The sequence below is a fragment of the Streptomyces sp. AA1529 genome (assembly GCF_000280905.1).
Classification (GTDB): Bacteria; Actinomycetota; Actinomycetes; order Streptomycetales; family Streptomycetaceae; genus Streptomyces.
In genome coordinates this window covers 56373-79381 of sequence record NZ_ALAP01000015.1, presented here as the reverse complement: position 1 = coordinate 79381, position 23009 = coordinate 56373, and the positions used below count along the sequence as shown (strand labels likewise).

Annotated in this window: 25 protein-coding genes and 1 pseudogene; 10 read left to right on the top strand and 16 right to left on the bottom strand. The window is 73.3% G+C overall.

All coding sequences use genetic code 11. The features are described 5' to 3' along the window. Positions 1 to 318 precede the first annotated feature (318 nt). Together A949_RS32280 and A949_RS0103145 are read right to left on the bottom strand one after the other, a co-directional pair. On the bottom strand, positions 319 to 774 hold the full coding sequence (locus A949_RS32280) for a CU044_2847 family protein (RefSeq protein WP_019354551.1): 456 nt from the start codon (positions 772 to 774) through the stop codon (positions 319 to 321). Positions 775 to 907: 133 nt separating this feature from the next. Beyond that, entirely contained in the window at positions 908 to 2347 is a 1440-nt protein-coding gene (locus A949_RS0103145; protein WP_026004295.1) for an amidase, read from the bottom strand. Between the two features lie 107 nt (positions 2348 to 2454). Between A949_RS0103145 and A949_RS0103140 the strand changes: the two genes are divergently transcribed. Then, positions 2455 to 3105 (top strand): TetR/AcrR family transcriptional regulator, encoded by a 651-nt coding sequence (locus A949_RS0103140; protein ID WP_019354549.1) that lies wholly within the window; start codon positions 2455 to 2457, stop codon positions 3103 to 3105. Between the two features lie 196 nt (positions 3106 to 3301). Here A949_RS0103140 and A949_RS0103135 read toward each other — a convergent pair whose 3' ends face one another. The 4 genes from A949_RS0103135 to A949_RS0103120 all read right to left on the bottom strand — a co-directional run bounded on the left by A949_RS0103135 (position 3302) and on the right by A949_RS0103120 (position 6182). Beyond that, a complete protein-coding gene (locus A949_RS0103135) occupies positions 3302 to 4381 on the bottom strand; it encodes a PadR family transcriptional regulator (RefSeq protein ID WP_019354548.1) in 1080 nt (359 codons plus the stop codon). Position 4382: 1 nt separating this feature from the next. Next, positions 4383 to 5312 (bottom strand): DUF4097 family beta strand repeat-containing protein, encoded by a 930-nt coding sequence (locus A949_RS32275; protein WP_019354547.1) that lies wholly within the window; start codon positions 5310 to 5312, stop codon positions 4383 to 4385. 317 nt (positions 5313 to 5629) lie between these two features. Then, on the bottom strand, positions 5630 to 5818 hold the full coding sequence (locus A949_RS0103125) for a DUF6104 family protein (protein WP_019354546.1): 189 nt from the start codon (positions 5816 to 5818) through the stop codon (positions 5630 to 5632). 151 nt (positions 5819 to 5969) lie between these two features. Beyond that, positions 5970 to 6182, bottom strand: a complete 213-nt coding sequence (locus tag A949_RS0103120; protein WP_019354545.1) for a hypothetical protein — start codon at positions 6180 to 6182, stop codon at positions 5970 to 5972. A 156-nt stretch (positions 6183 to 6338) separates the two neighbouring features. Here A949_RS0103120 and A949_RS0103115 point away from each other — a divergent pair, with 156 nt between their 5' ends. Continuing rightward, entirely contained in the window at positions 6339 to 7619 is a 1281-nt protein-coding gene (locus A949_RS0103115; protein ID WP_019354544.1) for a sensor histidine kinase, read from the top strand. A 52-nt stretch (positions 7620 to 7671) separates the two neighbouring features. Here the strand turns inward: A949_RS0103115 and A949_RS0103110 are convergent, their stop codons facing one another. Beyond that, positions 7672 to 7932 carry an HAD family hydrolase gene (locus A949_RS0103110; RefSeq protein WP_019354543.1) on the bottom strand — a complete coding sequence of 87 codons (261 nt, stop codon included), beginning with the start codon at positions 7930 to 7932 and terminating at the stop codon, positions 7672 to 7674. Between the two features lie 345 nt (positions 7933 to 8277). Here A949_RS0103110 and A949_RS0103105 point away from each other — a divergent pair, with 345 nt between their 5' ends. Next, positions 8278 to 8871, top strand: a complete 594-nt coding sequence (locus A949_RS0103105) for a transglycosylase SLT domain-containing protein (RefSeq protein ID WP_019354542.1) — start codon at positions 8278 to 8280, stop codon at positions 8869 to 8871. A 119-nt stretch (positions 8872 to 8990) separates the two neighbouring features. Here the strand turns inward: A949_RS0103105 and A949_RS0103100 are convergent, their stop codons facing one another. Next, positions 8991 to 9608 (bottom strand): TetR/AcrR family transcriptional regulator, encoded by a 618-nt coding sequence (locus tag A949_RS0103100; protein WP_019354541.1) that lies wholly within the window; start codon positions 9606 to 9608, stop codon positions 8991 to 8993. 219 nt (positions 9609 to 9827) lie between these two features. On the opposite strand from A949_RS0103100, the gene A949_RS0103095 reads away from it, so the two are divergent. Then, positions 9828 to 10406, top strand: a complete 579-nt coding sequence (locus A949_RS0103095) for a dihydrofolate reductase family protein (RefSeq protein ID WP_019354540.1) — start codon at positions 9828 to 9830, stop codon at positions 10404 to 10406. 72 nt (positions 10407 to 10478) lie between these two features. Here A949_RS0103095 and A949_RS0103090 read toward each other — a convergent pair whose 3' ends face one another. Next, the gene (locus tag A949_RS0103090; protein WP_019354539.1) at positions 10479 to 10994 is read right to left on the bottom strand and encodes a DUF2269 family protein; all 516 of its coding nucleotides are present in this window, start codon (positions 10992 to 10994) and stop codon (positions 10479 to 10481) included. 128 nt (positions 10995 to 11122) lie between these two features. On the opposite strand from A949_RS0103090, the gene A949_RS0103085 reads away from it, so the two are divergent. The 3 genes from A949_RS0103085 to A949_RS0103075 all read left to right on the top strand — a co-directional run bounded on the left by A949_RS0103085 (position 11123) and on the right by A949_RS0103075 (position 13467). After that, positions 11123 to 11515 (top strand): helix-turn-helix transcriptional regulator, encoded by a 393-nt coding sequence (locus A949_RS0103085; protein WP_019354538.1) that lies wholly within the window; start codon positions 11123 to 11125, stop codon positions 11513 to 11515. Next, positions 11512 to 12150, top strand: a complete 639-nt coding sequence (locus tag A949_RS0103080; RefSeq protein ID WP_019354537.1) for a permease prefix domain 1-containing protein — start codon at positions 11512 to 11514, stop codon at positions 12148 to 12150. The genes A949_RS0103085 and A949_RS0103080 overlap by 4 nt, the downstream gene beginning before the upstream one ends. Positions 12151 to 12651: 501 nt before the next feature. Next, positions 12652 to 13467, top strand: coding sequence for a class I SAM-dependent DNA methyltransferase (locus A949_RS0103075; protein WP_019354536.1), 816 nt, complete (start codon positions 12652 to 12654; stop codon positions 13465 to 13467). Between the two features lie 174 nt (positions 13468 to 13641). Here the strand turns inward: A949_RS0103075 and A949_RS0103070 are convergent, their stop codons facing one another. The 5 genes from A949_RS0103070 to A949_RS0103050 form a co-directional block, all read right to left on the bottom strand. Continuing rightward, positions 13642 to 14604 (bottom strand): zinc-binding dehydrogenase, encoded by a 963-nt coding sequence (locus A949_RS0103070; protein WP_026004294.1) that lies wholly within the window; start codon positions 14602 to 14604, stop codon positions 13642 to 13644. A 126-nt stretch (positions 14605 to 14730) separates the two neighbouring features. Beyond that, positions 14731 to 15636 (bottom strand): TIGR03620 family F420-dependent LLM class oxidoreductase, encoded by a 906-nt coding sequence (locus A949_RS0103065; RefSeq protein ID WP_019354534.1) that lies wholly within the window; start codon positions 15634 to 15636, stop codon positions 14731 to 14733. Between the two features lie 94 nt (positions 15637 to 15730). Further along, positions 15731 to 16522: an amino acid ABC transporter ATP-binding protein gene (locus A949_RS0103060; protein ID WP_019354533.1), complete on the bottom strand. Its 792-nt coding sequence runs from the start codon at positions 16520 to 16522 to the stop codon at positions 15731 to 15733. Then, a complete protein-coding gene (locus tag A949_RS0103055; protein WP_019354532.1) occupies positions 16519 to 17475 on the bottom strand; it encodes an amino acid ABC transporter permease in 957 nt (318 codons plus the stop codon). The genes A949_RS0103060 and A949_RS0103055 overlap by 4 nt, the downstream gene beginning before the upstream one ends. A gap of 66 nt (positions 17476 to 17541) precedes the next feature. Beyond that, positions 17542 to 18510: an ABC transporter substrate-binding protein gene (locus A949_RS0103050; protein WP_063826239.1), complete on the bottom strand. Its 969-nt coding sequence runs from the start codon at positions 18508 to 18510 to the stop codon at positions 17542 to 17544. A 532-nt stretch (positions 18511 to 19042) separates the two neighbouring features. Here A949_RS0103050 and A949_RS0103045 point away from each other — a divergent pair. Continuing rightward, positions 19043 to 20239 carry an NAD(P)-dependent malic enzyme gene (locus A949_RS0103045; protein WP_019354530.1) on the top strand — a complete coding sequence of 399 codons (1197 nt, stop codon included), beginning with the start codon at positions 19043 to 19045 and terminating at the stop codon, positions 20237 to 20239. A 120-nt stretch (positions 20240 to 20359) separates the two neighbouring features. Here A949_RS0103045 and A949_RS0103040 read toward each other — a convergent pair whose 3' ends face one another. Continuing rightward, on the bottom strand, positions 20360 to 21148 hold the full coding sequence (locus A949_RS0103040; RefSeq protein ID WP_019354529.1) for a class I SAM-dependent methyltransferase: 789 nt from the start codon (positions 21146 to 21148) through the stop codon (positions 20360 to 20362). Between the two features lie 77 nt (positions 21149 to 21225). On the opposite strand from A949_RS0103040, the gene A949_RS0103035 reads away from it, so the two are divergent. After that, the gene (locus A949_RS0103035; protein ID WP_019354528.1) at positions 21226 to 21903 is read left to right on the top strand and encodes a CGNR zinc finger domain-containing protein; all 678 of its coding nucleotides are present in this window, start codon (positions 21226 to 21228) and stop codon (positions 21901 to 21903) included. A gap of 44 nt (positions 21904 to 21947) precedes the next feature. On the opposite strand, the pseudogene sodX reads toward A949_RS0103035, so the two are convergent. Continuing rightward, positions 21948 to 22277, bottom strand: a pseudogene (gene sodX / locus A949_RS36050) (nickel-type superoxide dismutase maturation protease); the annotation flags it as partial. A gap of 162 nt (positions 22278 to 22439) precedes the next feature. On the opposite strand from sodX, the gene sodN reads away from it, so the two are divergent. Continuing rightward, a complete protein-coding gene (gene sodN, locus A949_RS0103025; protein ID WP_019354527.1) occupies positions 22440 to 22835 on the top strand; it encodes a superoxide dismutase, Ni in 396 nt (131 codons plus the stop codon). Positions 22836 to 23009: the final 174 nt, after the last annotated feature.

Sequence of the window (23009 nt, the reverse complement as noted above, 5' to 3'; positions counted from 1 at the left end):
GGCCTTGCCGTGCGCCGTGCGCCGTGCGCCGTGCGCCATTCGCCGGTCGCCGGTCCGGCCTTCGTCGGTCCGGCCTTCGTCGGTCCGGCCTTCGTCGGTCCGGCCTTCGTCGGTCCGGACAGCTCCCTGTCCGCGCGGCCCTGGCAGCGGGTGGTGACCGGGGAGCGCGCGGGGACGTCGACGCCGGGGCGCGTCAATCGCCGTGCGCCGACTCCACACCTTCGTACGCCCAGGGCACGCCGGTCCCCGCGCCCTCCCGCGGGGAGCCCGGCAGGCCGCCGGTCCAGCCTCCCGCCCGCCGGGACGGCGGACGCCGACTCACCCGTCCTGCGGCGGCGTGCCGCCGCCACCGGCGCCGGAGTCCGGTCCGGGGGCGGCCGGTTCGGGTTTGCGCCAGGTGAGGGTGACGGAGACAGCACCCTTGGCCTCGCCCTCGGCGAGGACCGCGGCCAGGGCCTTGCCGGACTTGACGGCGAGTTCGACGCCGAACGTCGCGCTGACCTCGTCGGGGCGCGCGTGCCGGGCGGCGGCGAGCACCGCGGAGCCCACTCCGCCGATCACCTCGTTGAGCTGCTGGGCCCGCGCGACGAGCATGTCCTGCACGCCCACGTCGTCGTACTGGAACTCCTCGGCCTCCAACGGCACTTCCCCGTCGTCCAGGACGTGCACCCTGGCCAGCACCGTCTCCCCGCCCGGCAGCGTGATCTCCCGGATCTCCTGCTCCATGTGCGCCCCCTCGCCTCTGCCGCCGACGCTCCCGTCACGGCCCTGCATGCGTCAACCTGCCCTGTACGAGTCCTCCTTGAACCCTCCTGGCCCTCGGGTCCCGGCCGCACCGGCCGGGACCGGCCACGTGCCGAGCGGGACGGCCGGCCCCCCGCGCCGGCCGTCCCGCGGCACGGCACTCCTAGCGCGCGGCGGCCGGTGCGGCGTCCGGGCGGGGGTCGACCGGGGAGAGCACGCCGAGGCGGTCCTCGACCGCCTGAGCGGCGTCCAGGCACAGGTCCTCGCGGAACGCGCGCCCGACGAGCTGCACACCGAGCGGCAGCCCGTCGGACACGCCGGTCGGCACGGCGACGCCGGGCACGCCCACGAAGCTGGTCGCCGTGCACAGGCGCATCGCCGAGCCGACCCGCTCCCGTCCCGCCGGGTCGCGCGACTCCAGTCCGGGTTCGACGGGCGGCTCGGTGAACACGGGGCCGAGCAGCAGCGGACAGGTGTCGAGGAACTCCGCCCAGGAGCGGCGGATGTTCAGCCACGCTCCCATCAGCTGCATGAACTCCTCGGCGGTCGCGGGCGGGGTCTTCTCCAGCGCCATCTCGATGTAGCGGCCTCCGCCCTCGCCGAGCAGCGTGCGCAGCACCGGCCAGTTGGGGGCGAACTCGGTGAGGACGATCCGCTCATACGTCTCCAGCGCCTCGTCCAGCCGCGGCACGTCCGCCACCTCCCGCACGTCGTAGCCGGCGTCGCGCAGCGCTTCGGCCGCTGCCGTGACGGCGCCGCCGACCGCGGGGTGGACCCCGTGGCCGCCGGGGTCGGCGACGACCGCGACCCGCACCGGCCCGGGCAGCGGCTCGCCGCGGACGGGCACCGGAACGGCCCGCGGGTCCCGCGGGTCGGTCCCGGCCAGCACCTCGTACGCCAGCCGCAGATCGGCGGTCGTGCGCGCCAGGGGGCCGTCGGTGACCAGCATCTGCGAGGCCGGCCCCGGGTCGGCCGGGCCGAAGAGCCGGTGATCGGCGGGGAACCGGCCGGCGGTCGGCTTGAGTCCGGCCACACCGCAGAACGAGGCCGGGATCCGCACCGACCCGCCGGAGTCGTTGCCGAGGCCGAGTGCGGCCATGCCGGTGGCGACGGCCGCTCCGTCGCCACCGCTGGAGCCGCCCGGAGTCCGGCTCGGGTCCCAGGGGTTGACGGTGTCGCCGAACAGTTCGCTGCGGGTGTGCATCCCGGCCAGGATCATGGTGGGAACGTTGCTGTGGCCGATGGGTACGGCTCCGGCGGCGCGCAGCCGGGCCACCGGGGGCGCATCGGCCGCCGCGACCAGATCGCGGAAGCGGGCGGCTCCCATCGTGGTCGGCACGCCCTCGACAGCCGTGGTCTCCTTCACCGTGAAGGGCACTCCGGCGAGCGGCCCCAGTTCCGCACCGGCGGCCCGGCGCGCATCCGTCCGCGCCGCGGCTTCCCGCGCGCGCTCGGCCATGAGCTGAGTGACCGCGTTGACCCGCGGGTTCACCTCGGCGATGCGGTCCAGGTGGCTGCCGACCAGTTCGGCGGCCGATACGTCGCCGTTCCGGACCGCCGCCGCCTGGGCCGCGGCCGGCATCTTCCAAAGGGCGTCCCGCACGATTGCTGCCCTCCCCGTTCCTGTGTCGAATCCTGTGTCGAAGTGCTCGTCGCAGCACCCTAACCCAGATCCGATACACTCGTATCGAATTAAGGAGGCGCCTCCGCATGCCCAAGCAGGTGGACTACGAGAACCGACGCCGGCGGATCGCCGAGGCCGTCTGCGTGCTCGCCGACGCGCACGGCCCCGAGGGGGTGACGATGCGCGACGTGGCCGCCCACGCGGAGGTCTCGCTGGGCGCCGTGCAGCGCTGCTTCCGCACCAAGGAGGAGATGCTGGTGTTCGCCGTCGACCACGTGGGCGAACGCGTCACCGAGCGCATGCGGGCCCGGCTGTCCGAGAGCCCGGACCAGACAGCCGGCACCGCCCTGGAACACGCGGCCGGAGAGATCGCACTGCTCCGCAGCGCGCATCGCGCCGAGGCCCGGGTGTGGCTCGCCTTCCTCGCCCAGGCCGCGATCAGCGAGCCGCTCGCCGCCCGGCTCCGGATCAGCTACGCGGCCCTCCAGGACCTCCTCGCCCGCCTGGTCACCGACGCCGTCCGGGGCGGCCCCGGTGACCCAGCCGGCCCCGACAGCGGCGCGACGTCGGTCGATCCGCAGCGCGAGGCCCGCGCCCTGCTCGCCCTCGCGGACGGTCTGACCAGCCACGTTCTCATCGGGCACCTGAGCACCGAGGAAGCCGAGGACGCCCTCCGCGCGCACCTGGTCCGCCTCTGGGAGCACCCCCGCACCGGTCGGGCCGGCCGGGCCGAGTGACGGCGGTCGCGCACTCGGCACCGGAGGCCGCAGGGCCGACGCAGGGCGCCGGGCATCCGGGCGCCGGGCGTCCGGGAGCCATGCACCCGGTCCGGGTCCGGGTCCGGGTCCGGGTCCGGGTCCGCAGGGGGCATACACGCCGCGGGCCGGGTCCCGGCAGGGCCGGCGGGGCGCACCGGCCCGCCGCGTGCGGGGTTCAGTTCCCGCTCGCGGCGCCCTCCGCCGATCCGCCGCCCGAGGCGCCGGCTCCTCCGCCGGAACCACGCAGCACGACCCCGATGTGGGCCGCCGCGGTGGACAGCTGCCGCCGCACCTCCCGCAGTTCGCCCTCGCCGACGCCGTGGTCGCGCGCCGCGTCCCGCACGTCGTCGCGGAAGCGGTCCAGCAGACGCTCCAGGTCGCGCGCCGGGTCTCCGGTGGAGTCGGGAAGCGGCAGACCGCCCTCGTCATCGGACTCCGCTCCGGCGGCGCCGGGGTGCTCCGCCGCGGGGCGAGGCGCCGGCTGACCGGCGAACCGCCCCAGGTCGCCCATCTCACGGGCGAGTTCGGACATGCCGTCGCGGACGGCGCCCGACCAGTCGCCGCCCCGCATCCGGGTCTGCACCTGTTCCTGCACCTGGTGGGCGATGCGCCGCACCTCGGCGAGGGCGGCGCTGTGCGCCTCGCGTTCCTTGCGGGCCTGCTGCTTGGCCTGCTGGGCCTCTTCCTTGGCCCTGCGGGCCTGCTCCTTCCATTCGTCCTTGGCGCGGCGCAGCTCCTCCTTGGCCTGGCGCCACCCCTCCTTGTCGCCGCGCACGCCCTCCCAGGCGCCGCCCCAGGCGCTCTCGGTGCCGGGAGCCGCCCCGGTGGCCGCGGAGCGGCCGCGTCCGCGCCCGCTCTTGGCGCGGCCCCGGGCGTCCCGGGCCTGCTCCCGCATCTCGCGCCGCAGGTCGCTGGCCGTGCCGCTGACGTCCTCGCGGATGTCGGCGGCGAGCGCGGCCACGGAGTCGCGGATCTCCACCTCCAGCTCGGCGAGTTCGGCCTGCCGGTCGACCAGCTCGGCCCGGCCCGCCTCCGTGATCGAGTAGACCTTCCGGCCGCCCTCGGTGGTGTGGCTGACGAGCCCCTCGGCCTCCAGCTTGGCCAGCCGGGGGTAGACGGTTCCGGCGGAGGGCGCGTACAGCCCCTCGAACCGCTCCTCCAGCAGGCGGATGACCTCGTAGCCGTGCCGGGGCGCCTCGTCGAGCAGCATCAGCAGATACAGGCGCAGGCGGCCGTGTGCGAAGACGGGGGGCATGTCACAGGTCCTTCGCCGGAGAGGGGGTGCCCGGCTGCCCGGGCGGGTGCGGGTCGCGGGCCGCGGCCAAGGCGGCCGCGTCCTCCGCGGCGCCCTCGGCGGCCTCGCCGGGGGGCCGGCGGAGGAGGGCGAGGCCGCCGGAGACGTTCACGGCGTGCAGCGCTCCGCGGCCGGTGCCCAGGGTGCCGGTGATGCGGTGGTCGCCCCAGCCGCCGGTGTGCAGATCGTCGAAGGCGCTGGAGACCGCGCCGCCCGTGGTGTGCGCGTCCACCGTGAGGTCCGCGTCGTCGGGGAGCCGGAGCGCGAGCTCACCCGAGACGCTGGAGAGCCGGATGTCGGCAGGCCGGTCGCCGCGGGGCGAGGCCAGGTCGAGGATCATCGCGCCGCTGACCGAGTCCGCCTTGATCTGATCGGCGGAGGCGTCGATGCATGTCAGATCGCCGGAGACGGTGGAGAAGCGCAGCGAGCCGGAGAGGCGCTGGGTCTCCACGCTGCCGGAGACGGTGTCGGCCGCGACGGGACCGGACAGCCCGACCAGGGTCGTGTCGCCGGAGACGCCGGCCACCCGGGTGCGGCCGTGCACCCCGGAGACGACGGCTCCGGCCGTGACGACACCGACCGACAGTTCCGCGTGCGCCGGCACCTGGACGGAGACCTCGACCGCGCGCCGCCAGCCCTTGCGGTCCAGCCACTTGAGGAAGCCGCGCCAGGGCAGGTCGTCGTAGGCGAGGACGAGCCTGCCGCCCTCCCGCCGGACGCGCAGCGGCGGTCCCTCGACCTTGCCGATCTCGACGCGGGTGGTCGGCTCCTGGGTACCGACGACGTTGACGGTACCGCCCACCACACGGACCTGGAGTTCCGTCACCGGATCGTCGAACTCGATCCGCTGCGGCGTCGTGATCTCCCACGAGCGATCGTCGGGTGCGGACACTGCGCGGCCTCCCAGGCTCGGGCACTGCGGGCGCACGGAAAACCGTACGGAACCGGCCGTACGGCACCGCAGCGCGACGACATATCGCGTATCGCGGTGAACACGATATGTCGCGTATCGCGAGTGGTGCAAGCCTCCGTGTCCGGTGAGCCCGCGCACCCGCCCCGGAACCGGCGTTCCCGGGCCCCTCCCGCCCTCGTCCGGCGACGACGGCCCGCCCGTCCCGGAGCGGACCACCTCGAACACCCCGAACCGAACCGGACCGAACCGCCCGGCCCCGTCCGCCCGGCAGGACCGAACGGCCCGGTCCGCGCTCGTCAGTCGTCCTCGTCGTCGTCCTCGTCGTCCAGCCGCGCCAGCCAGGTCGCCAGCCGCTCCACCGGCACCTCGAAGTCGGGGTTCAGATCGACGAAGGTGCGCAACTGCTCGGCCAGCCACCCGAGGCTGACCTCCTCCTCGCCGCGCCGCTGCGCCAGCTCTTCGATGCCACGGTCGGTGAAGTACACGGTTCTGCTCCTGATCGGTCCGTACGGGGAGTGGCAGTGCGGCCTGCCGCCGCCTCAGAATATGCCGCGGCCCGCCCCCTCCCGCCCCGCCGGTCGGAACCACCGGCCCGTCCGGCCGCCCGCACCGCCGCGTCGCCGACGTCGGCAGCCGTCAGCCGCGCCGCCCCACCGCGTCCGAGGCCGCACCGACCGCGACACCGAGGACGAGCAGCAGGACGCAGGCGTACACCTCGTAGCCGTCGAGAAAGCCGATCCGCTGGACCACCGTCCACAGCTTGAACCGGCCGCCGGTCACCTCGTGCAGGATGCCGCCGGCGCCTTGGGCGAGGAGAACGAAGGACACGAACCCGAGAAAGTTCTTCATGGCGGCAGACTGGCCCGCCCGGACCGGCCGCCGGATCGGGCTTCGGCCTCGGCGGAGGCGACCGAAGTATCCGACAGGGCGCGCCGACGTCATACCGAAGTCGCCGCCTCCCGGGCACCGGTCCCGACACCACGCGGTCCGCCGTAGATTCACCGCATGGAACTGCTCGGGACCGGACGCGGTGCACGACTCCCCGCCGCGGGGCGGCTGCTGCACCGCGGCAGCGAGCCGGTGCGCCGCGCCGCGCGACGGATACGCCGGACCCGGCGGCACCGCGAGGAGCACGGCGCCGCCCCCCGCACCCGCCGCGGGACACGGGACCGGGTCGTCGACACCGGCGCGTTCCTGTTCGCCGGATGCTTCCTGGTACTGACCGCGGACTCGGTGGTGATCGACCCCGGCACCTCCGAGACCGCGCTGTTCCTGGACCAGCTGACCGGGGCGCTGGCCTGCACGGCGCTGTTCCTGCGGCGGTGGCAGCCGGTGGCGCTCGCCGTCGGGCTGCTGCTCCTGGAGCCCTTCTCGCACTTCGTCACCGGCCCGATCCTGGTGGCGCTGTTCACCGTCGCGGTCGACAAGCCGCCCCGGGTGACCGGGTACCTGGCGTGCGTGGCCTTCGCGCCGGTTCCGTTCCTCCTGGCGAGCGGACCGGCGGCGGACGACCCCAGGACCGCGTCGGCCGCCACGTACTTCGCGCTGCTCGCCGGAAGCATCGGCTGGGGCCTGTACGTACGGTCGCGGCGGCAGCTCGTCGCCTCGCTGCGGGAGCAGGCCGCACGGGCCGCGGCCGAGTCGCGGCGTGCGGCGCGGGAGGACATCGCCCGCGAGATGCACGACGTACTGGGCCACCGGCTCTCCCTGCTGAGCGTCCACGCGGGCGCCCTGGAGTTCAACCCCGGCGCCGCCCCGCAGGAGATCGGGCAGGCCGCGGCCGTGATCCGCGACAGCGCCCACCGGGCGCTGGAGGACCTGCGGGACGTCATCGGCGTACTGCGTGCACCGGAGGACAGCGACCGCCCCCAGCCGGTGCTCGCCGACATCGGGAACCTGGCGGACGAGGCCCGGCGGGCAGGCGCCTCGGTCGCACTCGACGTCGCGGTGGCGGGCGGCCCGGGCTCCGCGCCCGCGGTCGCGGGCCGCACGGCGTACCGCATCGTCCAGGAGGGCCTGACGAACGCCCGGAAGCACGGCGCGCACCCCGCCGCGCCGGTCTCCGTGACCGTACGCGGCGCCTCGGGTGCGGGCCTCACCGTCGAGATCCGCAACCCGGTACGGCACGACGGCGCCGCCGGCGACCCCGCCGGTCCACGGGTCCCCGGAGGGGGACAGGGCCTCATCGGGCTGGCGGAGCGCACACTGCTCGCGGGCGGCACCCTCGAACACGGCAGGGACGGCACCGACTACCGCCTCTACGCGACCCTCCCCTGGCCCGCCTGACCCGCGGCACCGCCCCACGCGGCAACCAGCCGGTACGCACGGGCGGCCCCCGCTACCCGCACCCCCGTTCCCGGATCCCGGCCAGGCGCAGCACGGCATCCAGGCCCCGGAACCCTCCGGGTGACGCACCGGCCGGCAGGACGTACGCCCGCAGGCCCGCGGCCACGGCGCCGCCGTCGTTGGCCGGGTGGTCGCCGACCATCAGCGTCTCGCCCGGACCGGCACCGAGTTCCCGGCAGGCCGTCCGGAAGAGCGCGGGATCCGGCTTCTCCGTGGCGTGCTCGTAGGAGTGCACCCAGCACGAGAAGTGCATGCACGTCACCCTCCTCCGGTGCGATCCCCGGAACCGGTTGCGGTGTGCGTGGGGGTGAGTACTGGGGGTGCGGGGGCGGGGGTTTTGCGGGGTGGGTGGTGTGAGGCCGCCCATAGGGTCCACGTCACGTACGAACCGGCATCGTATGTCCGGTATGCCGGGTTCGGGGTGGGGGTGGGGATGGCGTGCCGGGGCGGGTGCGGGGGACGAGGCGGGGTCGTAGGTCACATGGTTGCCGGGGAGGGGGGTGCCTCCCGCACGGTGGGCCCCACGCCGCAACCAGACCACCGGCAGCCCCGTGCCGGGTGCGGCGCCACGTCCCCCCGCGAAAGGTTCCGCTCCCCCATGCGCACCACCCTCACCGCTCTGAGTACCGTCCGCCCCACCCGCCGGCTGGCCGTCGGCGGCCTGACCGCCCTGGGCGCGGCCGGTATCGCCGCCACCGCCCTGACCGGCACCGCCCACGCCGCCACCCCCGACACCGCCGGCCCGGCCGGCCACCGGGCCGCCGCCACCGCCCAGCACCTGACCACCCAGGCCCACCACGCCAAGCAGAGTGCGGACAAGGCCGCCAAGGCCGCCAAGGACAGCGGCAAGAGCGGCGCGAAGGCCAAGTACGCCGACAACCTGGACGGCTGGATCCGCGAGGCACGCGCCGTCATGGCCAAGCACGACATCCCCGGCAGCTACGACGGCATCAAACGCAACATCATCCGCGAGTCCGCAGGCGACCCCAACGCTGTCAACGACTGGGACATCAACGCCCAGAAGGGCATCCCCTCCAAGGGACTCCTCCAGGTCATCCAACCCACCTTCGACCAGTACCACGTCAAGGGCACCCCCGACGACCTCACCGACCCCGTCGCCAACATCGCCGCCGCCTGCAACTACGCCGCCGACCGCTACGGCAGCATGGACAACGTCGACTCCGCCTACTGACACACACAAACCAACACCACCGCCACACCCCGGCGACGCGCCACGGAGCGGGCGGGCGGGAGGAACACACCTCCCACCCGCCCGCTCCCTCGTGCGTACGTCCAGCGAGGGACCACCGGTCAGTCGGCGCCCGCCTCCTCGCCCGCACCACCCGGTGCCGCGCTGTCGCCGAAGACGCGGGACACCATCGTCCGGATCAGGCGGTCGGCGCCGAAGGGGTCGCGCAGGATGTCCGGGGCCGTCATGTCGTCGAGCAGCAGGCCCGCCATGGCGAGGTAGAGGAGGGCGACGCCCAGGTCGTCGCCGGGCATCCCGGCGTCGCGGTGATAGCCGAGCAGACCCTCGAACTCGGCGCGCAGGAACCCGGACAGCTCCTCGTACAGTTCGGGACGCCGGGTGGCCTCCAGCCGCAGTTCCAGCATGGCCAGATAGCTGCTGCGGTCGGCGCGCATCCGGGCCAGCAGGTCGCGCATCAGCTCCACTTCGAGCCCGAGCGTGCGCGGGGCGCTCATCCGCGCCGCCAAGGCCGCTTCGTCCGGTGTGAGCCGCTCGCGGGTACGGCGCATGGCCTGGGTGAGCATGTCGCCACGGTGGGCGAAGTAGTTGGAGGCGGTGCCGGTGGGCACTCCGGCCTCCTTGTCGACGGCGCGCAGCGTCAGTCCGCGGGAGCCCTCCCGCGCCAGCACCTCGATGGCCGCGTCGAGCAGCGCGGTGCGCCGCTCGGTGTTCTGCCGCATGACGACTCCCTGGTTCTCCTGAAGGTTTCCGCGGGTCCGCACCGAACCCCCTTGCACCACTTCACTTGAAGTACTACGTTCAAACCACTCCAACCAGAGTACTCCGAGTGAAGCGCAGAGCGCTCGCGAGGTTCCTCGCCTGCAAGGGCACGGAGAACGGGACCGCGGCACCTCACCCGCCCCCGGCAGAGCAAGTCATCGCCACGAAGGAGCAACCCCATGCGCAAACTCGTCTACTACGTCGCCGTCACGATCGACGGGCTCATCGCGGGCCCGCAGGGCGAGTACGACTTCTTCCCGGTGCCGGACGACTTCGTCTCGGCGACCGTGGAGAACCTGCCCGAGACGATCCCCACCCCCGCCCGGGCGGCGATGGGCCTGCAGGAGACCCCGAACCGGCGCTTCGACACGGTACTGATGGGCCGCGGCACCTACGAGCCCGCACTCGGCCAGGGCATCATCAGCCCGTACGCGCATCTGCGGCAGATCGTCTTCTCCCGCACGCTGCCGCCCGGGACGGACCCGGAGGTGGAGATCGTGCGGGACCGGGACCCGGTCGAGGTCGTACAGGAACTCAAACAGCAACAGGGCCAGGACATCTGGCTCGCGGGCGGCGGGAAGCTGGCAGGCTCGCTGGTGGAGGAGATCGACGAGCTGATGATCAAGCGCAGCCCCCGGCTGGCCCGTGCCGGAGTCCCGCTCCTCGACGGCGCGTTCGCACCGACCCCGTTCCGGCCCGTCACCACCCGCGACTTCGCGTCGGGCATCAGCATGACCACCTACCAGCGGGAGCGCTGAACCGGGCGCCGGGCGCCGGCCCGTTCGCGGCGCCGGACCCCGCCCGGGGGTCCGGTCGCCGCGGGCGCGAGGTCAGACGCTCGTGGTCGAGCCCGGGCGGAGGATCATCAGGACGACCACCGCCGCCCACAGCAGGTTGAAGACGCCGGTCACCATGGCCAGTCGGGCCGCTGCGGCACGCGGGTCGGGTATCTCCGGCACGGCCTCGCCCTCGTCGAGGCCGACACCGGCCGCACCCAGCAGTCGCGCCTGCCGGGGCAGGACGACCGCGCCCAGGAGGACAGCGGCGAGGGCCGTCAGGACGACGGATGCGAGCAGCCAGGCGTCGGCGAGGACCCCGAGCCGGGCACCGGTGGCCACACCGAAGACCGGTACGGCCACACCGAAGACGGCGTAGGCCCGGCAGACACGGTGCAGCAGGGCCGCGCCCGCCGCACCGCCGGGCGGGGTCTCGCCACCCGGGTCACCGGAGGAGCCGGCAGCGAGCAGCTCCCGGGCTCTGCGCGGGAACATCGAGGCGGTGACGGAGATCGGCCCCACCGCCAGGATCGCGGCCAGCACGTGCAGGGAGAGCAGCAACTCGGTCACCGGGGCTCCGATTCGGCAGGGCGAGGGAGCAGGGGCGCCGACGTGTCCGCCGTGGACACCGACACCCCTGCAATACATTGGCAGGCAATAGGTAGCACAGCAATATATTCTCTGCCTACACTCCGCTCATGAAGACGGAAGCGGTACGCGGACATCTGGACGGGCTGCTGCTGGCCGCGCTCGAGGACGGACCGCTGCACGGATACGCGATCATCACCGCGGTCCAGGAGCGCAGCGGCGGGGTGCTGGAGCTGCGGACGGGCACGGTCTATCCCGCGCTCAACCGGCTGGAGCGGCTGGGCCTGCTGGCCGGCGACTGGCAGTCCGTCGGCGAACGGCGCAGGCGCTGCTACGCCCTCACCGGTGCCGGGCGGCGGACGCTCGCGGACGAGCGCACCGGGTGGCGGCAGTTCACCGCGGCGATCGGCGCGGTGCTCGACCCGTCGACGCCGACCGGGAACACTCCGGCGGCCGGCGGCCCGGCATCCCTGGGACCGGCCCGGCACCGGCCCGCGACATGAGCGCGCCGCAGCAGTTCCGCGACCCGCTGCTCGTCTACACCGCCCAGCTGCGAGCGGCACTGCCGGGGCCCGCCCGGGCCGCGTCCCGGATGGTCGAGGAGATCCACCACGGGCTGCTGGACGCGACGGACGCCTACGTCCGGGAGGGCGTACCGCGCACCGACGCCGCCCACCGCGCCGTGCGCGACTTCGGACCGGTGGCCGAACTGGCGCCCGAGTGCCGACGGGAGCTGGCGCTCGCCCAGACCCGGCAGACCTCGCGTGCGGCCGCGCTCTGCGCCCCGCTGCTGCTGGTGTGCTGGGCGCTGGCGCGCACGGCGCTGGGCGCGGCAGCCGCTCCGCTGGCGATCCTCGCCACCGTCAGCGCGCTGCTGGCAGCGGCCGCCCTGACCGCGACCGGTGGCCCGGCGGCGCGCCGGTTCGGCGTCCCGGAGGCGCTGCCGCGCCTGGTCGCCTGGACGGGAACCGGCGCGAGCGCCGGTATGGCAGCCGCCACGCTGGTCCTGAGCTGCACCGCCGCCGCCACCGCGCACTGGCCGCTGCTGCTGCTCGCGGGGGCACTGTCCGCCGCCTCGCACGCCGTGCTGGGCACCTCCGTCCGAGTGTCCCGCCGCTGCCTCACGCACGCGGGCTGACTCCGCGCCCTGCGAGCCCACATCCTGCTGAATCGGGCGTTCCCGCGGGGTCCGGTCGGCGCTCTCCAGGCGACCTGGGAGCGTGGGCCCAGGTGTGTCGCCCTGGGCCCGGCCGAACGCTTCGAGCCGCCCGCTGCACCACAGCGGCCTCCCTTCTCCGCCGTCGGACTGCACCGCCACCGCACCGGACGGCGCCGCAGGAGGGCGGATCGCCGTGGGAGCCGGCGCACGGGCCAGGCCCCGTGCCGGGGCGCGCGTCGGCGTCCGCCGGGCAGGCCCTCCGAGCAGGGGTCCGCCGCCTCCGCGGACCTGCCCGTCGGCCGCGGATCACCCCTGCGGGGGGTGCGCGCCCCGGACGGCGGAGCCCGGGCGAGCGGCGGCGGCCGCAGCCGCCGACACTCAAGGCAGGGCACTCGCGGTGCCAGGCGCGGTGCCCGCGCACCGGAGGCGCCGCCCGCCGCCGTCCCCCGCCCGTGCCACCGCCTCGCCGCCGGAGTCCGCATGGCCAGCAGGAAGAACCTCGTCGCCGACCGCACCGCCCTCGCCCACAAGGCCCGGTACGCGCTGGCGCACCCGCAGCGCGTCCCCGGCCATCTCCGGCGTGCGGGCCGCGACCGGTGGCTGGCGTTCAGGCACCGCGACCATGTCAGCTACTACCGCGCGGTGATGGCCTCCGACACCCGGCGCGATCCGGACGCCGCGGTCGGCAGCGCGACCCGCGAGGGGTGGCTCAAGCTGGGCGAACTGCAGTTCAGCTATCTGCGGCGGCACGGGCTGGCACCGTCGGCGCGGATGCTGGACATCGGCTGCGGCAATCTGCGTGCGGGCTGGCGCTTCATCGAGCATCTGGACGCGGGCCACTACTACGGCATCGACATCTCCCCCGACGTGCTGATCGCCGCGAAACGCACGGTGACCGAGCGCAATCTCCAGGCCAAGCTTCCCCATCTGACCCTTACCCAGGATCTGACACTGGACTTCCTGCCGGACGCGCACTTCGACGTCGTCCACGCGCACAGCGTCTTCTCGCACTCGCCGCTCGACGTCATCGAGGAGTGCTTCGCGCACGTGGGCCGGGTGCTGGCGCCGGGCGGATTCTTCGACTTCACGTTCGACCGCACGGTCGGTGCCGAGCACCACGTGCTGCGCGAGGACTTCTACTACCGGACCGAGACGCTGACCGCGCTGGCCGCGCGGCACGGCCTGCGCGCCCGCTTCATGGACGACTGGGAGCTCCTGGGACACGGCCAGTCCAAGATCCGCGCCACCGCCGGGACCGCGCGGACCTCCGGGACCGCGCCGCCCCTTCCGGCGTGAGGGCGCGGGCCCGGTCCGTCCGGGGGCCGTCCCCGCGCCCGCGACCCCGTGCGGCCCCGCCCGGCCCCGTGCGACCGGGCGCGGCACCGCGCCGCGTGCCCGGCCCGGCGGCACCGGACCGGACACCGCGAAGGCCGGACCCCGGCGGCCCGGCCGACCGTGCGCGGCCGCGGCTCAGACCGTCAGCACGACCTTGCCGAACAGGTCGCCCTCCGCCATCTTCGCGAAGCCGTCCCGGGCCCGGTCGAGTGGGAGCACGGAGTCGATGACGGGCCGGATCCCCTTGGCGGCGCAGAAGTTCAGCAGCCCCGCCAACTCCTCCTTGGTGCCCATCGTGGAGCCCACCACCCGCAGCTCCAGGAAGAAGATCCGGTTCAGCTCGGTCGCGGGCGGGTTCGGACCACTGGTGGCGCCGGAGATGACCAGAGTGCCCCCGGGGCGCAGCGACTTGACCGAGTGCGACCAGGTGGCGGCGCCCACCGTCTCCAGCACGGCGTCCATCTTGTGCGGCAGCCTGGTACCCGCCTCCACCGCCGCCTCGGCGCCGAGCTCCAGGGCCCGCTTGCGCTTGGCCTCGTCCCGGCTGGTGGCGAAGACCCGCAGCCCGGCGGCGGCGCCCAGCACGATGGCGGCGGTGGCGACCCCGCCGCCCGCGCCCTGCACCAGCACCGAGTCCCCCGGGCTGACCCCGGCGTTGGTGAACAGCATCCGATAGGCCGTCAGCCAGGCCGTCGGCAGGCAGGCCGCCTCCTCGAAGGAGAGCTCCGCCGGTTTCGGCAGCACGTTCCACTGGGGCACCGCGACCCGCTCCGCGAACGTGCCCTGGTAGCGCTCCGTCAGGATGGAGCGGGGCTCGCGCGGGCCGACCCCGTGGCCGGACTGCCCGATGACCGAGTGCAGGACGACCTCGTTGCCGTCGTCGTCGACCCCCGCCGCGTCGCAGCCGAGGATCATCGGCAGCGACTCCTCACCGATCCCCACGCCGCGCAGCGACCAGAGGTCGTGGTGGTTGAGCGACGCCGCCTTCACCGCCACGGTCATCCATCCCGGAGGCACCTTGGGCTCCGGCCTCTGCCCCAGCTCCAGCCCGCTGAGCGGCTCTTCCTTGTCGATACGAGCGGCGTAAGCAGCAAACATGCCCCGACGCTACGCCGCCCCGCCGACCCACCGACAGACCATCCGGCCACGGAGCGACCGATCTCACGCCGTCGGCGCACGGCGGCCGGGCCCGGAACGCCCCGGCCGCCGCCCGGTCCCGCGGCCTCAGTCCCGCAGCGGCATCGCCGCGGCCAGCGCGCGCCACTCCTCCCGAGGGAGGTCGGTGCCGGTGGCGGCGGTGACCACCTGGAGGGCGACGTGGTCGGCGCCCGCCGCCAGGAACGAGTCCGCCTTCGCGCGTACCGCCTCGGCGTCGCCGATGGCGAACAGCGCGTCGACGAGCCGGTCGCTGCCGCCGCCGTCGAAGTCGGACTCCGCGAAGCCGAGCCGGAGCAGGCTGTTGCGGTAGTTGGCCAGGGCCAGGTACCGGGAGAGGTAGTCGCGCGCGGTGGCGTACGCCGCGGCCGGGTCGGCGCCCGGCCCTTGCAGGACCACCTTCAGCTCGGGGGCCAGCAGCGGGTCGGCGCCGAGGATGTCGCGGGCCTCCGCGGTGTGTTCGACGGTGACGAGGTAGGGCAGCGCGCCCAGCGACCGCTCGGCGGCCAACTGCAGCATCTTCGGCCCGAGCGCCGCCAGCGCGCGCCCGGCGGCGGGCACCGGACGCGGCGCGTTGTCGAGCGTGTCGAGATAGGAGCGCATGGCCGACCGCGGCCGGCCGGCCAGCGGATGGTCCAGCGCGTGCCCGCTGCGCGTCTCCGCGTGGCTGACCCCGAGACCGAGCAGGAAGCGGCCGCCGTACTCGTCCGTCAACTGCGCGTGCCGCGCGGCGACCTCGACAGCCGCGTGCTCCCAGATGTTGAGGATGCTGGTGCCGACCGTCGCCCGCGAGGTGGCGGCCAGCAGCCGCTGCGCCATGTCCGGCGAGGGACTGCCGCCGATCCACAGCGTGCCGTAGCCCAGCTCGTCGAGTTCGGCGGCGGCCTCTTCGACCAGGGGGCGCCGCGCGGCGTCGTCGGTACGCAGTGCGGAGGCCCAGATGCCGACCCTGCCCAGGGATGCGTGATGTGCCATGGCGGACACAGCATCACACCGCGGGCCGGTATTCCAGGAACCGCGGTCCGTCCCGGCCCGGCGGGGCGGGCCGCGGTTCCCGGCGGACGGCGGTCTAGAGCACCTTCGAGAGGAACGACTTGGTGCGCTCGTGCTGCGGGTCGGTGAGGACGTCCCGGGGGTTGCCGGACTCGACGACGACGCCGCCGTCCATGAACACCAGCGAGTCGCCGACCTCCCGCGCGAAGCCCATCTCGTGGGTGACGACCACCATCGTCATCCCGTCCCGGGCCAGCGCCTTCATCACGTCCAGCACCTCGCCGACCAGCTCCGGGTCCAGCGCAGAGGTCGGCTCGTCGAAGAGCATCAGCTTGGGGTCCATGGCCAGCGCCCGCGCGATGGCGACGCGCTGCTGCTGACCGCCGGACAGCTGCGCGGGGAACGAGTCGATCTTGTCGGCCAGCCCCACCCGGTCCAGCAGTTCCGCGGCCCGCTTGCGTGCCTCGGCCCGCGGGGTCCGCTTGACCTGGACGGGTGCCTCCATCACGTTCTCCACCGCGGTCATGTGCGGGAAGAGGTTGAAGCGCTGGAAGACCATCCCGATGCCGCGGCGCTGGGCCGCCACCTCGCGGTCCCGCAGTTCGTAGAGCCTGCCGCCCTTCTCGCGGTACCCGACGAGCGTGCCGTCCACGTACAGCCGGCCGGCGTTGATCTTCTCCAGGTGGTTGATGCACCGCAGGAAGGTGGACTTGCCGGACCCGGACGGACCGACGATGCAGAACACCTCGCCGGTCTTCACCTCCAGGTCGATGCCCTTGAGGACCTCGACGTGGCCGAACGACTTGCAGACGCGCTCGGCCCTGACCATCGGGCCGCCGCTCTCCTTCTTCTTGACCGACGTGCTCATGCGCCCTGCGCCCCCGATCCGGTGCCGCGCCCGAAGGCGAAGACGTTCTTGCGTACGCGCTGCCACGGGGTCTCGGGCAGTTGGCGCAGGGAGCCGCGCGCGTAGCGCCGCTCCAGGTAGTACTGGCCCACGCTGAAGATGCTGGTGATGACCAGGTACCAGATGGTGGCGACCAGCAGCATCTCGACGACGGCGCTGGAGTTGTTGCCGATGTTCTGCGCCTTGCGCAGCAGTTCCTCGTACATCACGACCGAACAGAGCGAGGAGGTCTTCAGCAGGTTGATGAACTCGTTGCCGGTGGGCGGCACGATCACCCGCATCGCCTGCGGGAGCACGATGCGCCGCATGTTCTGGCCCTGGGTCATCCCCAGCGCCTGGGACGCCTCGGTCTGGCCCTCGTCGACGGACTGGATGCCCGCCCGGCAGATCTCCGCCATGTAGGCGGCCTCGTTCAGCCCCAGGCCCAGGAGCGCCGCCATGAACGGGGTCATGACGTCGGTCATCTCGTCCTTGTAGAGCGGCATCAGGTTCAGCACCGGGAAGATCAGCGCCAGGTTGAACCAGAGCAGCAGCTGCACATAGACGGGTGTGCCGCGGAAGAACCAGATGTAGCCCCAGGCGACGGACGAGGTCACCGGGTTCTTCGACATCCGCATGACGGCCAGGACGATCCCCAGCACCAGCCCCATGAGCATCGAGAGCACGCTGACGACCAGCGTGTTGCGGACGCCCTCGAGGATCTGGTCGTTGAAGAAGAAGTCCCCCACCGCCTGCCAGCGCAGCCCCTCCGCGGTGGCGAAGGCGCGGATCAGCAGCGCCAGCAGCGCGAGGACCACGACGGCGGAGACGTACCGCCCGTAGTGCCGTACGGGGATGGCCTTGATGGCCTCCGGTGCGTCCTTCGACGGAGGTGCCCCGCCGGAGGGGATCTTGTCGGTGGTGGGTGGTGTCACGGGGGCTTGCCTCTCAGCGTCCTGGACGTCCTGCGGGGTGTGTCTGGTGCGTCGTCGCCGCGCGGCTCAGGAGCCGCCGTTGATCGCGGCCTTCTCGACGCCGCCGTCCTCGACGCCCCACTTCTCCAGGGCCTTCTTGTACGAGCCGTCCTCGATGATCGCGTCCATCGCGGCCCGGAGGGCGTCGCGGAGCTTCTTGTTGTCCTTGGCGACGGCCATCCCGTAGGGGGCGGACTGCATCTGGTCGCCGACGACCTCGAAGTCGGAGCCGGACTTGGCCGCGTTGGCGGCGACCGGGAAGTCCGAGATGTCGGCGACGACACCGCCGGCCTTCAGCCGCACCCGGGCCTCGTCGTCGGTGTTGTACGCCTCGATGCCGATCTTCTTCTCGCCGTCCTCGACGCACTTCTTCGTCTGCGTCTTGAGGATCTCGTGCGAGGTGGTGCCGCGCTGGGTGGCGACCTTCTTGCCGCACATCTGGTCGACCGACTCGATCTTGTCCGGGTTGCCCTTCTTGACCAGGATCGAGGAGCCCGCGGAGAGGTAGTCGACGAAGTCGACGCCCTTGCCGGCCTTCTTCCCCTTGTCGTCCAGGCCCTCCTGGCGGTCCTTGGTGTCCGTCATCGACGACATGATCATGTCGAAGCGGCCGGTCTGCATGGAGGTGATCAGACCGTCGAAGGTGCCGTTGGAGAACTCGAAGCGGACCCCCAGCTTCTCCCCCATCGCCTTGGCGAGGTCGGGGTCCAGGCCGACGATGTCGGCCCCTTCCTTGAACTCCATCGGCTTGTACGCGGCGTCGGTGCCGACCTTGATGACACCGGCGCTGCGGATCTCGTCGGGCAGCTTCGAGCTCAGCTCGGCCTTCTCGCCGGAGCTGCCGCCGTCGGCGCCCTCGGTCTGGTCGCCGCAGCCGGTCAGCAGCAGGGCGCCGCCGGTGACGAGGGCGACCGGGATGATCCCGGCACGCCGAGTGGCCGTACGAGCGGCCGTACGTGCGGCCCGGCCGGCGGTCATGCGCCTGCTAGCGGTCATGAGCGGGTCCTCCTGCGGTGAGGGAGAGCAGCCGTGGGGTCGGGCACACACCTTCGGATGTCGCGACCGTGTCCGACGGATGAACGGATGAACGATGGGGGGCATCTTGCCATCCGGACAAGCGGCAGCAGGACGCCTCCGAGGTCAAAATCGGATAACGGATACAGGACTCCGGATACAGGGCGGTGGGAACGGCCGTAAAGGGGATTACGGGCCGGAGTGCGGTCTCTCACACTCCCCGGCCGTCTCACCCTGCGGACTTCGAGTCGGAGTCGAGGCACTTTGTCCCGCATTCCGCCAGCTTGGACACCGGTGCGGCCGGAAGTAGGTCGTCCCCGGCGGCGGGTGTCGGGTAGAAAGGTCGATTACACCCCTCACCCGGGGACCAGGGCGCGTGTGCGGCGCGCCCGGCGTCCGTACCTCCCTCCGGGCAGCGGCAGGCCGCTCGCCCGGGAAGCGGACGCGGTGCCCGCCCGTTCCTCACCGCAGGGAGCGGTCACCCTCACCAGATTCGACTAAGGGGTTCAACACAGTGGCAGCGGAGATCGTCAATCAGAAGGACGGGCTGGAGCCGGACGTGATCGATCCGGCGTTCGCCCTGCACCGGGGCGGCAAGATGGCCGTTCAGGCGACCGTGCCCGTGCGGGACGCGGACGACCTGTCCCTCGCCTACACGCCGGGCGTCGCCAAGGTCTGCAGCGCCATCGCGGAGCAGCCCGAGCTCGTCGACGACTACACCTGGAAGTCCCAGGTCGTCGCGGTGGTGACCGACGGCAGCGCCGTGCTCGGGCTGGGCGACATCGGCCCCGGCGCCTCGCTCCCGGTCATGGAGGGCAAGGCCATCCTCTTCAAGCAGTTCGGCGGCGTCGACGCGGTGCCGCTCGCGCTGGACACCCAGGACACGGACGAGATCGTGGCCACGGTCCAGCGGCTGGCGCCCTCGTTCGGCGGGGTCAACCTCGAGGACATCTCGGCACCCCGGTGCTTCGAGATCGAGGCCCGCCTCAAGGAGACGCTGGACATCCCGGTCTTCCACGACGACCAGCACGGCACGGCCATCGTCACGCTGGCCGCGCTGCGCAACGCCGCGAAGCTGAGCGGCCGGGCGCTGGGCTCGCTGCGCGCCGTCATCTCCGGCGCGGGCGCCGCCGGGGTGGCCATCGCGAAGATCCTGGTGGAGGCCGGCATCGGGGACGTGGCGGTCTGCGACCGCAAGGGCGTCGTCTCCCGCGACCGCGGCGACCTCACCGAGGTCAAGCGGGATCTGGCGGGCTTCACCAACAAGGGGAACCGCACCGGTTCGCTGGAGTCGGTGCTCGAGGGCGCCGACGTGTTCATCGGCGTGAGCGGCGGCACGGTCCCCGAGGAGGCCGTCGCACGGATGGCCGAGGACGCCTTCGTCTTCGCCATGGCCAACCCGAACCCGGAGATCCACCCGGACGTGGCCCGCAAGTACGCGTCCGTGGTGGCCACCGGCCGCAGCGACTACCCGAACCAGATCAACAACGTGCTGGCGTTCCCCGGCATCTTCGCCGGAGCCCTGCAGGTGCGCGCCACGGACATCACCGAGGGCATGAAGCTGGCCGCCGCCGAGGCGCTGGCCGCCGTGGTGGCCGACGAGCTGAGCGCGGACCGGGTGATCCCCTCGCCCTTCGACGAGCGCGTCGCCCCGGCCGTGACCTCCGCGGTGGCGGCGGCGGCCCGCGCGGAGGGCGTCGCCCGCCGCTGAGCCCCACCGGGGCCGCCCGCCCTCTGCCGGCGGGTGGGCGGCCCGGGCACCCCGCCGGATCGGCTCGGGTGCCGGTCCGGCCGCGGGTGCCGGCCCGCGCGCGGGCCTCGTGCGGAGCGTTCAGCGCAGTCCGAGGACCATGGCGTCGGCGGGCGAGGACCAGACCGTGCGGGCCTCGCCGAAACCGGCCGCGCGCAGGGCGGCCGCGTGCCACTCCGCGCTCTGGAACTCCTCGTCGTTGTGGTCGCTGTGCTGCGCCTCGGCCGGGTTCCCGAACAGGGCGAACCGCTCGGCGGCGACCGCCCGCAGTTCCGGGTCCTCCCCCAGCGCGCGCCACCACCCCTTCCAGTCCTGCGCCCCCTCGGCGGTCCGCCGCGCGCGCCGCTCCTCGTCGAAGACGTGCACCGCGGCGTTGATGCGCGGGGTCGACTCGTCCGGCATGTGGTCGGCGTTGAGGAACACCCCGCCCTCCCGCACCAGGCCCGCGAGCCGGCCGTAGAGCGCGCGCAGCGGTTCGGTGCGCATCCAGTGCAGGGCCGTGGCCGTCAGGATCGCGTCGTAGGGGCCCCGGGGCAGCGCGGCCGGCCAGTCGGGATCGCTCAGGTCCGCCGTGACGAACCGGGCCCGCCCGTCACCCTCGAAGGTGCCGCGCGCGATGGCCAGCAGCGCCGGGTCCCGGTCGACGCCGACGGTGCTCGCGCCCGGCATCCGCCGCAGCACGCGGTCCGAGATACTGCCTGTACCGCAGGCGAGGTCGAGCACCCGGGGTTCGGGGCCCACCAGGGCCTCGGTCATGTCGAGCATGACCCGGAATCGCTCCTCGCGGTCGGGCAGGTACCACTCCTGCTGCCGGTCCCAACTCTCCTGCCGGCGCCGCCAGTCGGCAGCGCTCCGTGCGTGGGTCGCCATACCCGTCCTCCGCCGTAATACGCTCTGACGACTTTCAACCATTACTGACGATAGACCGCCCGCCGTAAGGATCACAAGTGGAACTGAACTATTACTCGGATCTGGCAGTGCGTCTCGTGAACAGCGAGCAGCCCGAGCGCGGCGAAGACACCCTCACCTCGGTCGGCGCCGTCCTCGAACTCTTCGGGCCGCACGGCACCATGGCCCGCCGCGTGACCGAGGCGGACGTCAGCCGGCTCCGCGCCGTACGCACCCGGCTGCGCGCCGTCTTCACCGCAGCCGCCGAGGACGACGAGGTCCGCGCGGTCGACCTGCTGAACGCCCTGCTGATGGAGTTCCCCACGAGTCCGCAGATCTCCGGACACGGGGACCTGGACGACGAGGGACGGCCCCGCTGGCACATGCACCTGGCCGAACAGCCCGCCAACGCCACCGCCGCCTACGCGGCGACGGCCTGCATGGGGCTCGCCTTCCACCTCACCGACCTGGGCGTGGACCGGCTGGGCATCTGCCAGGCCACGCCCTGCCGCAACGCCTACCTGGACACCTCGACCAACCGCTCCCGCCGCTACTGCTCCGACCGCTGCGCGACCCGCGCCAACGTGGCGGCCTACCGGGCCCGCAAACGCCTGGAGAGCAGCCCGGCCGCCTCCGAGGGCGCACCGGACCCCGCGGGCGGCCGGGACCGCAGCGGGCCCACCAGCGGGCGCACGGCGGAGACCGCCCAGCGCACCGCGGAACCCGGCGAGCGCTGAGCCCCGCGCGGCGGGCGCAGCCGCAGCCAGGCCCGGGCCACCACCAGGTCGTCGGGGACGGCGCCGAACTCCCGGCTGTCGTTCTTCACCCGGGGGTTGTCACCGCGCACCCACCACCCGCCGGGACGCCGTTCGACCGCGCGTTTGACGATGAGCAGGTCGTGCTGGAACGGGTGGCGCAGCACCACGACGTCCCCGGGACGCACGGCGCCCCCGTAGCCGACGACCAGCTGGTCCCCGGGCAGCAGGGTCGGCCGCATCGACGGGTTGTAGACCTCGGCCAGCCCGATCCGCTTCAGGGGCCCCTCGTGCCGATCGCCCTCCCGGCGCTCCGCCCCGCGGCCCGACCCGCGCTGCGGCCTGTGCTCCGGCATATTTCCGCCTCCGGTCCCAAGGCCGTCTCCGGCCCGATCACTCCACCAGATCCAGTCCGTCACCGGACTTTTGTCCTAAGCCCGTGGGGGCACACGCGAAAAGACTTCCCACACGGAGTAATCTCGCACGTGAGAAGACGATCACGAGGAAGGACGGCTTTTATGCTCTCCCGACTGTTCGCCCCCAAGGTGCAGGTCAGCGCCCATTGTGACCTGCCCTGCGGTGTCTACGACCCGGCACAGGCCCGGATCGAGGCCGAATCCGTGAAGGCCGTTCAGGAGAAGTACCAGGCCAACGACGACCCGCACTTCCGGACCCGGGCCACCGTCATCAAGGAGGAGCGCGCGGAACTCGCCAAGCACCACGTCTCGGTGCTGTGGAGCGACTACTTCAAGCCGCCGCACTTCGAGAAGTACCCGCAGCTGCACCAGCTGGTGAACGACACCCTCAAGGCGCTGAGCGCCGCCAAGGGTTCCACCGACCCGGCCACCGGGCAGAAGGCGCTGGAGCTCATCGCCGAGATCGACAAGATCTTCTGGGAGACCAAGCAGGGCTGAACCGGCCCGCAGGTCACCCTTCCGCGGGTACGAACGGCCGCACCCGGTCCGCGGGACTCCGACCGAGTCCCGTCCGGACCGGGTGCGGCCGTTTCCGGGTCCGAGCGGCGGACGCGCCGGACGGAAGGTCCGGCAGCGGGCGGCCGGAGCGTGCCCGCACCGGCCGCCGCCGCG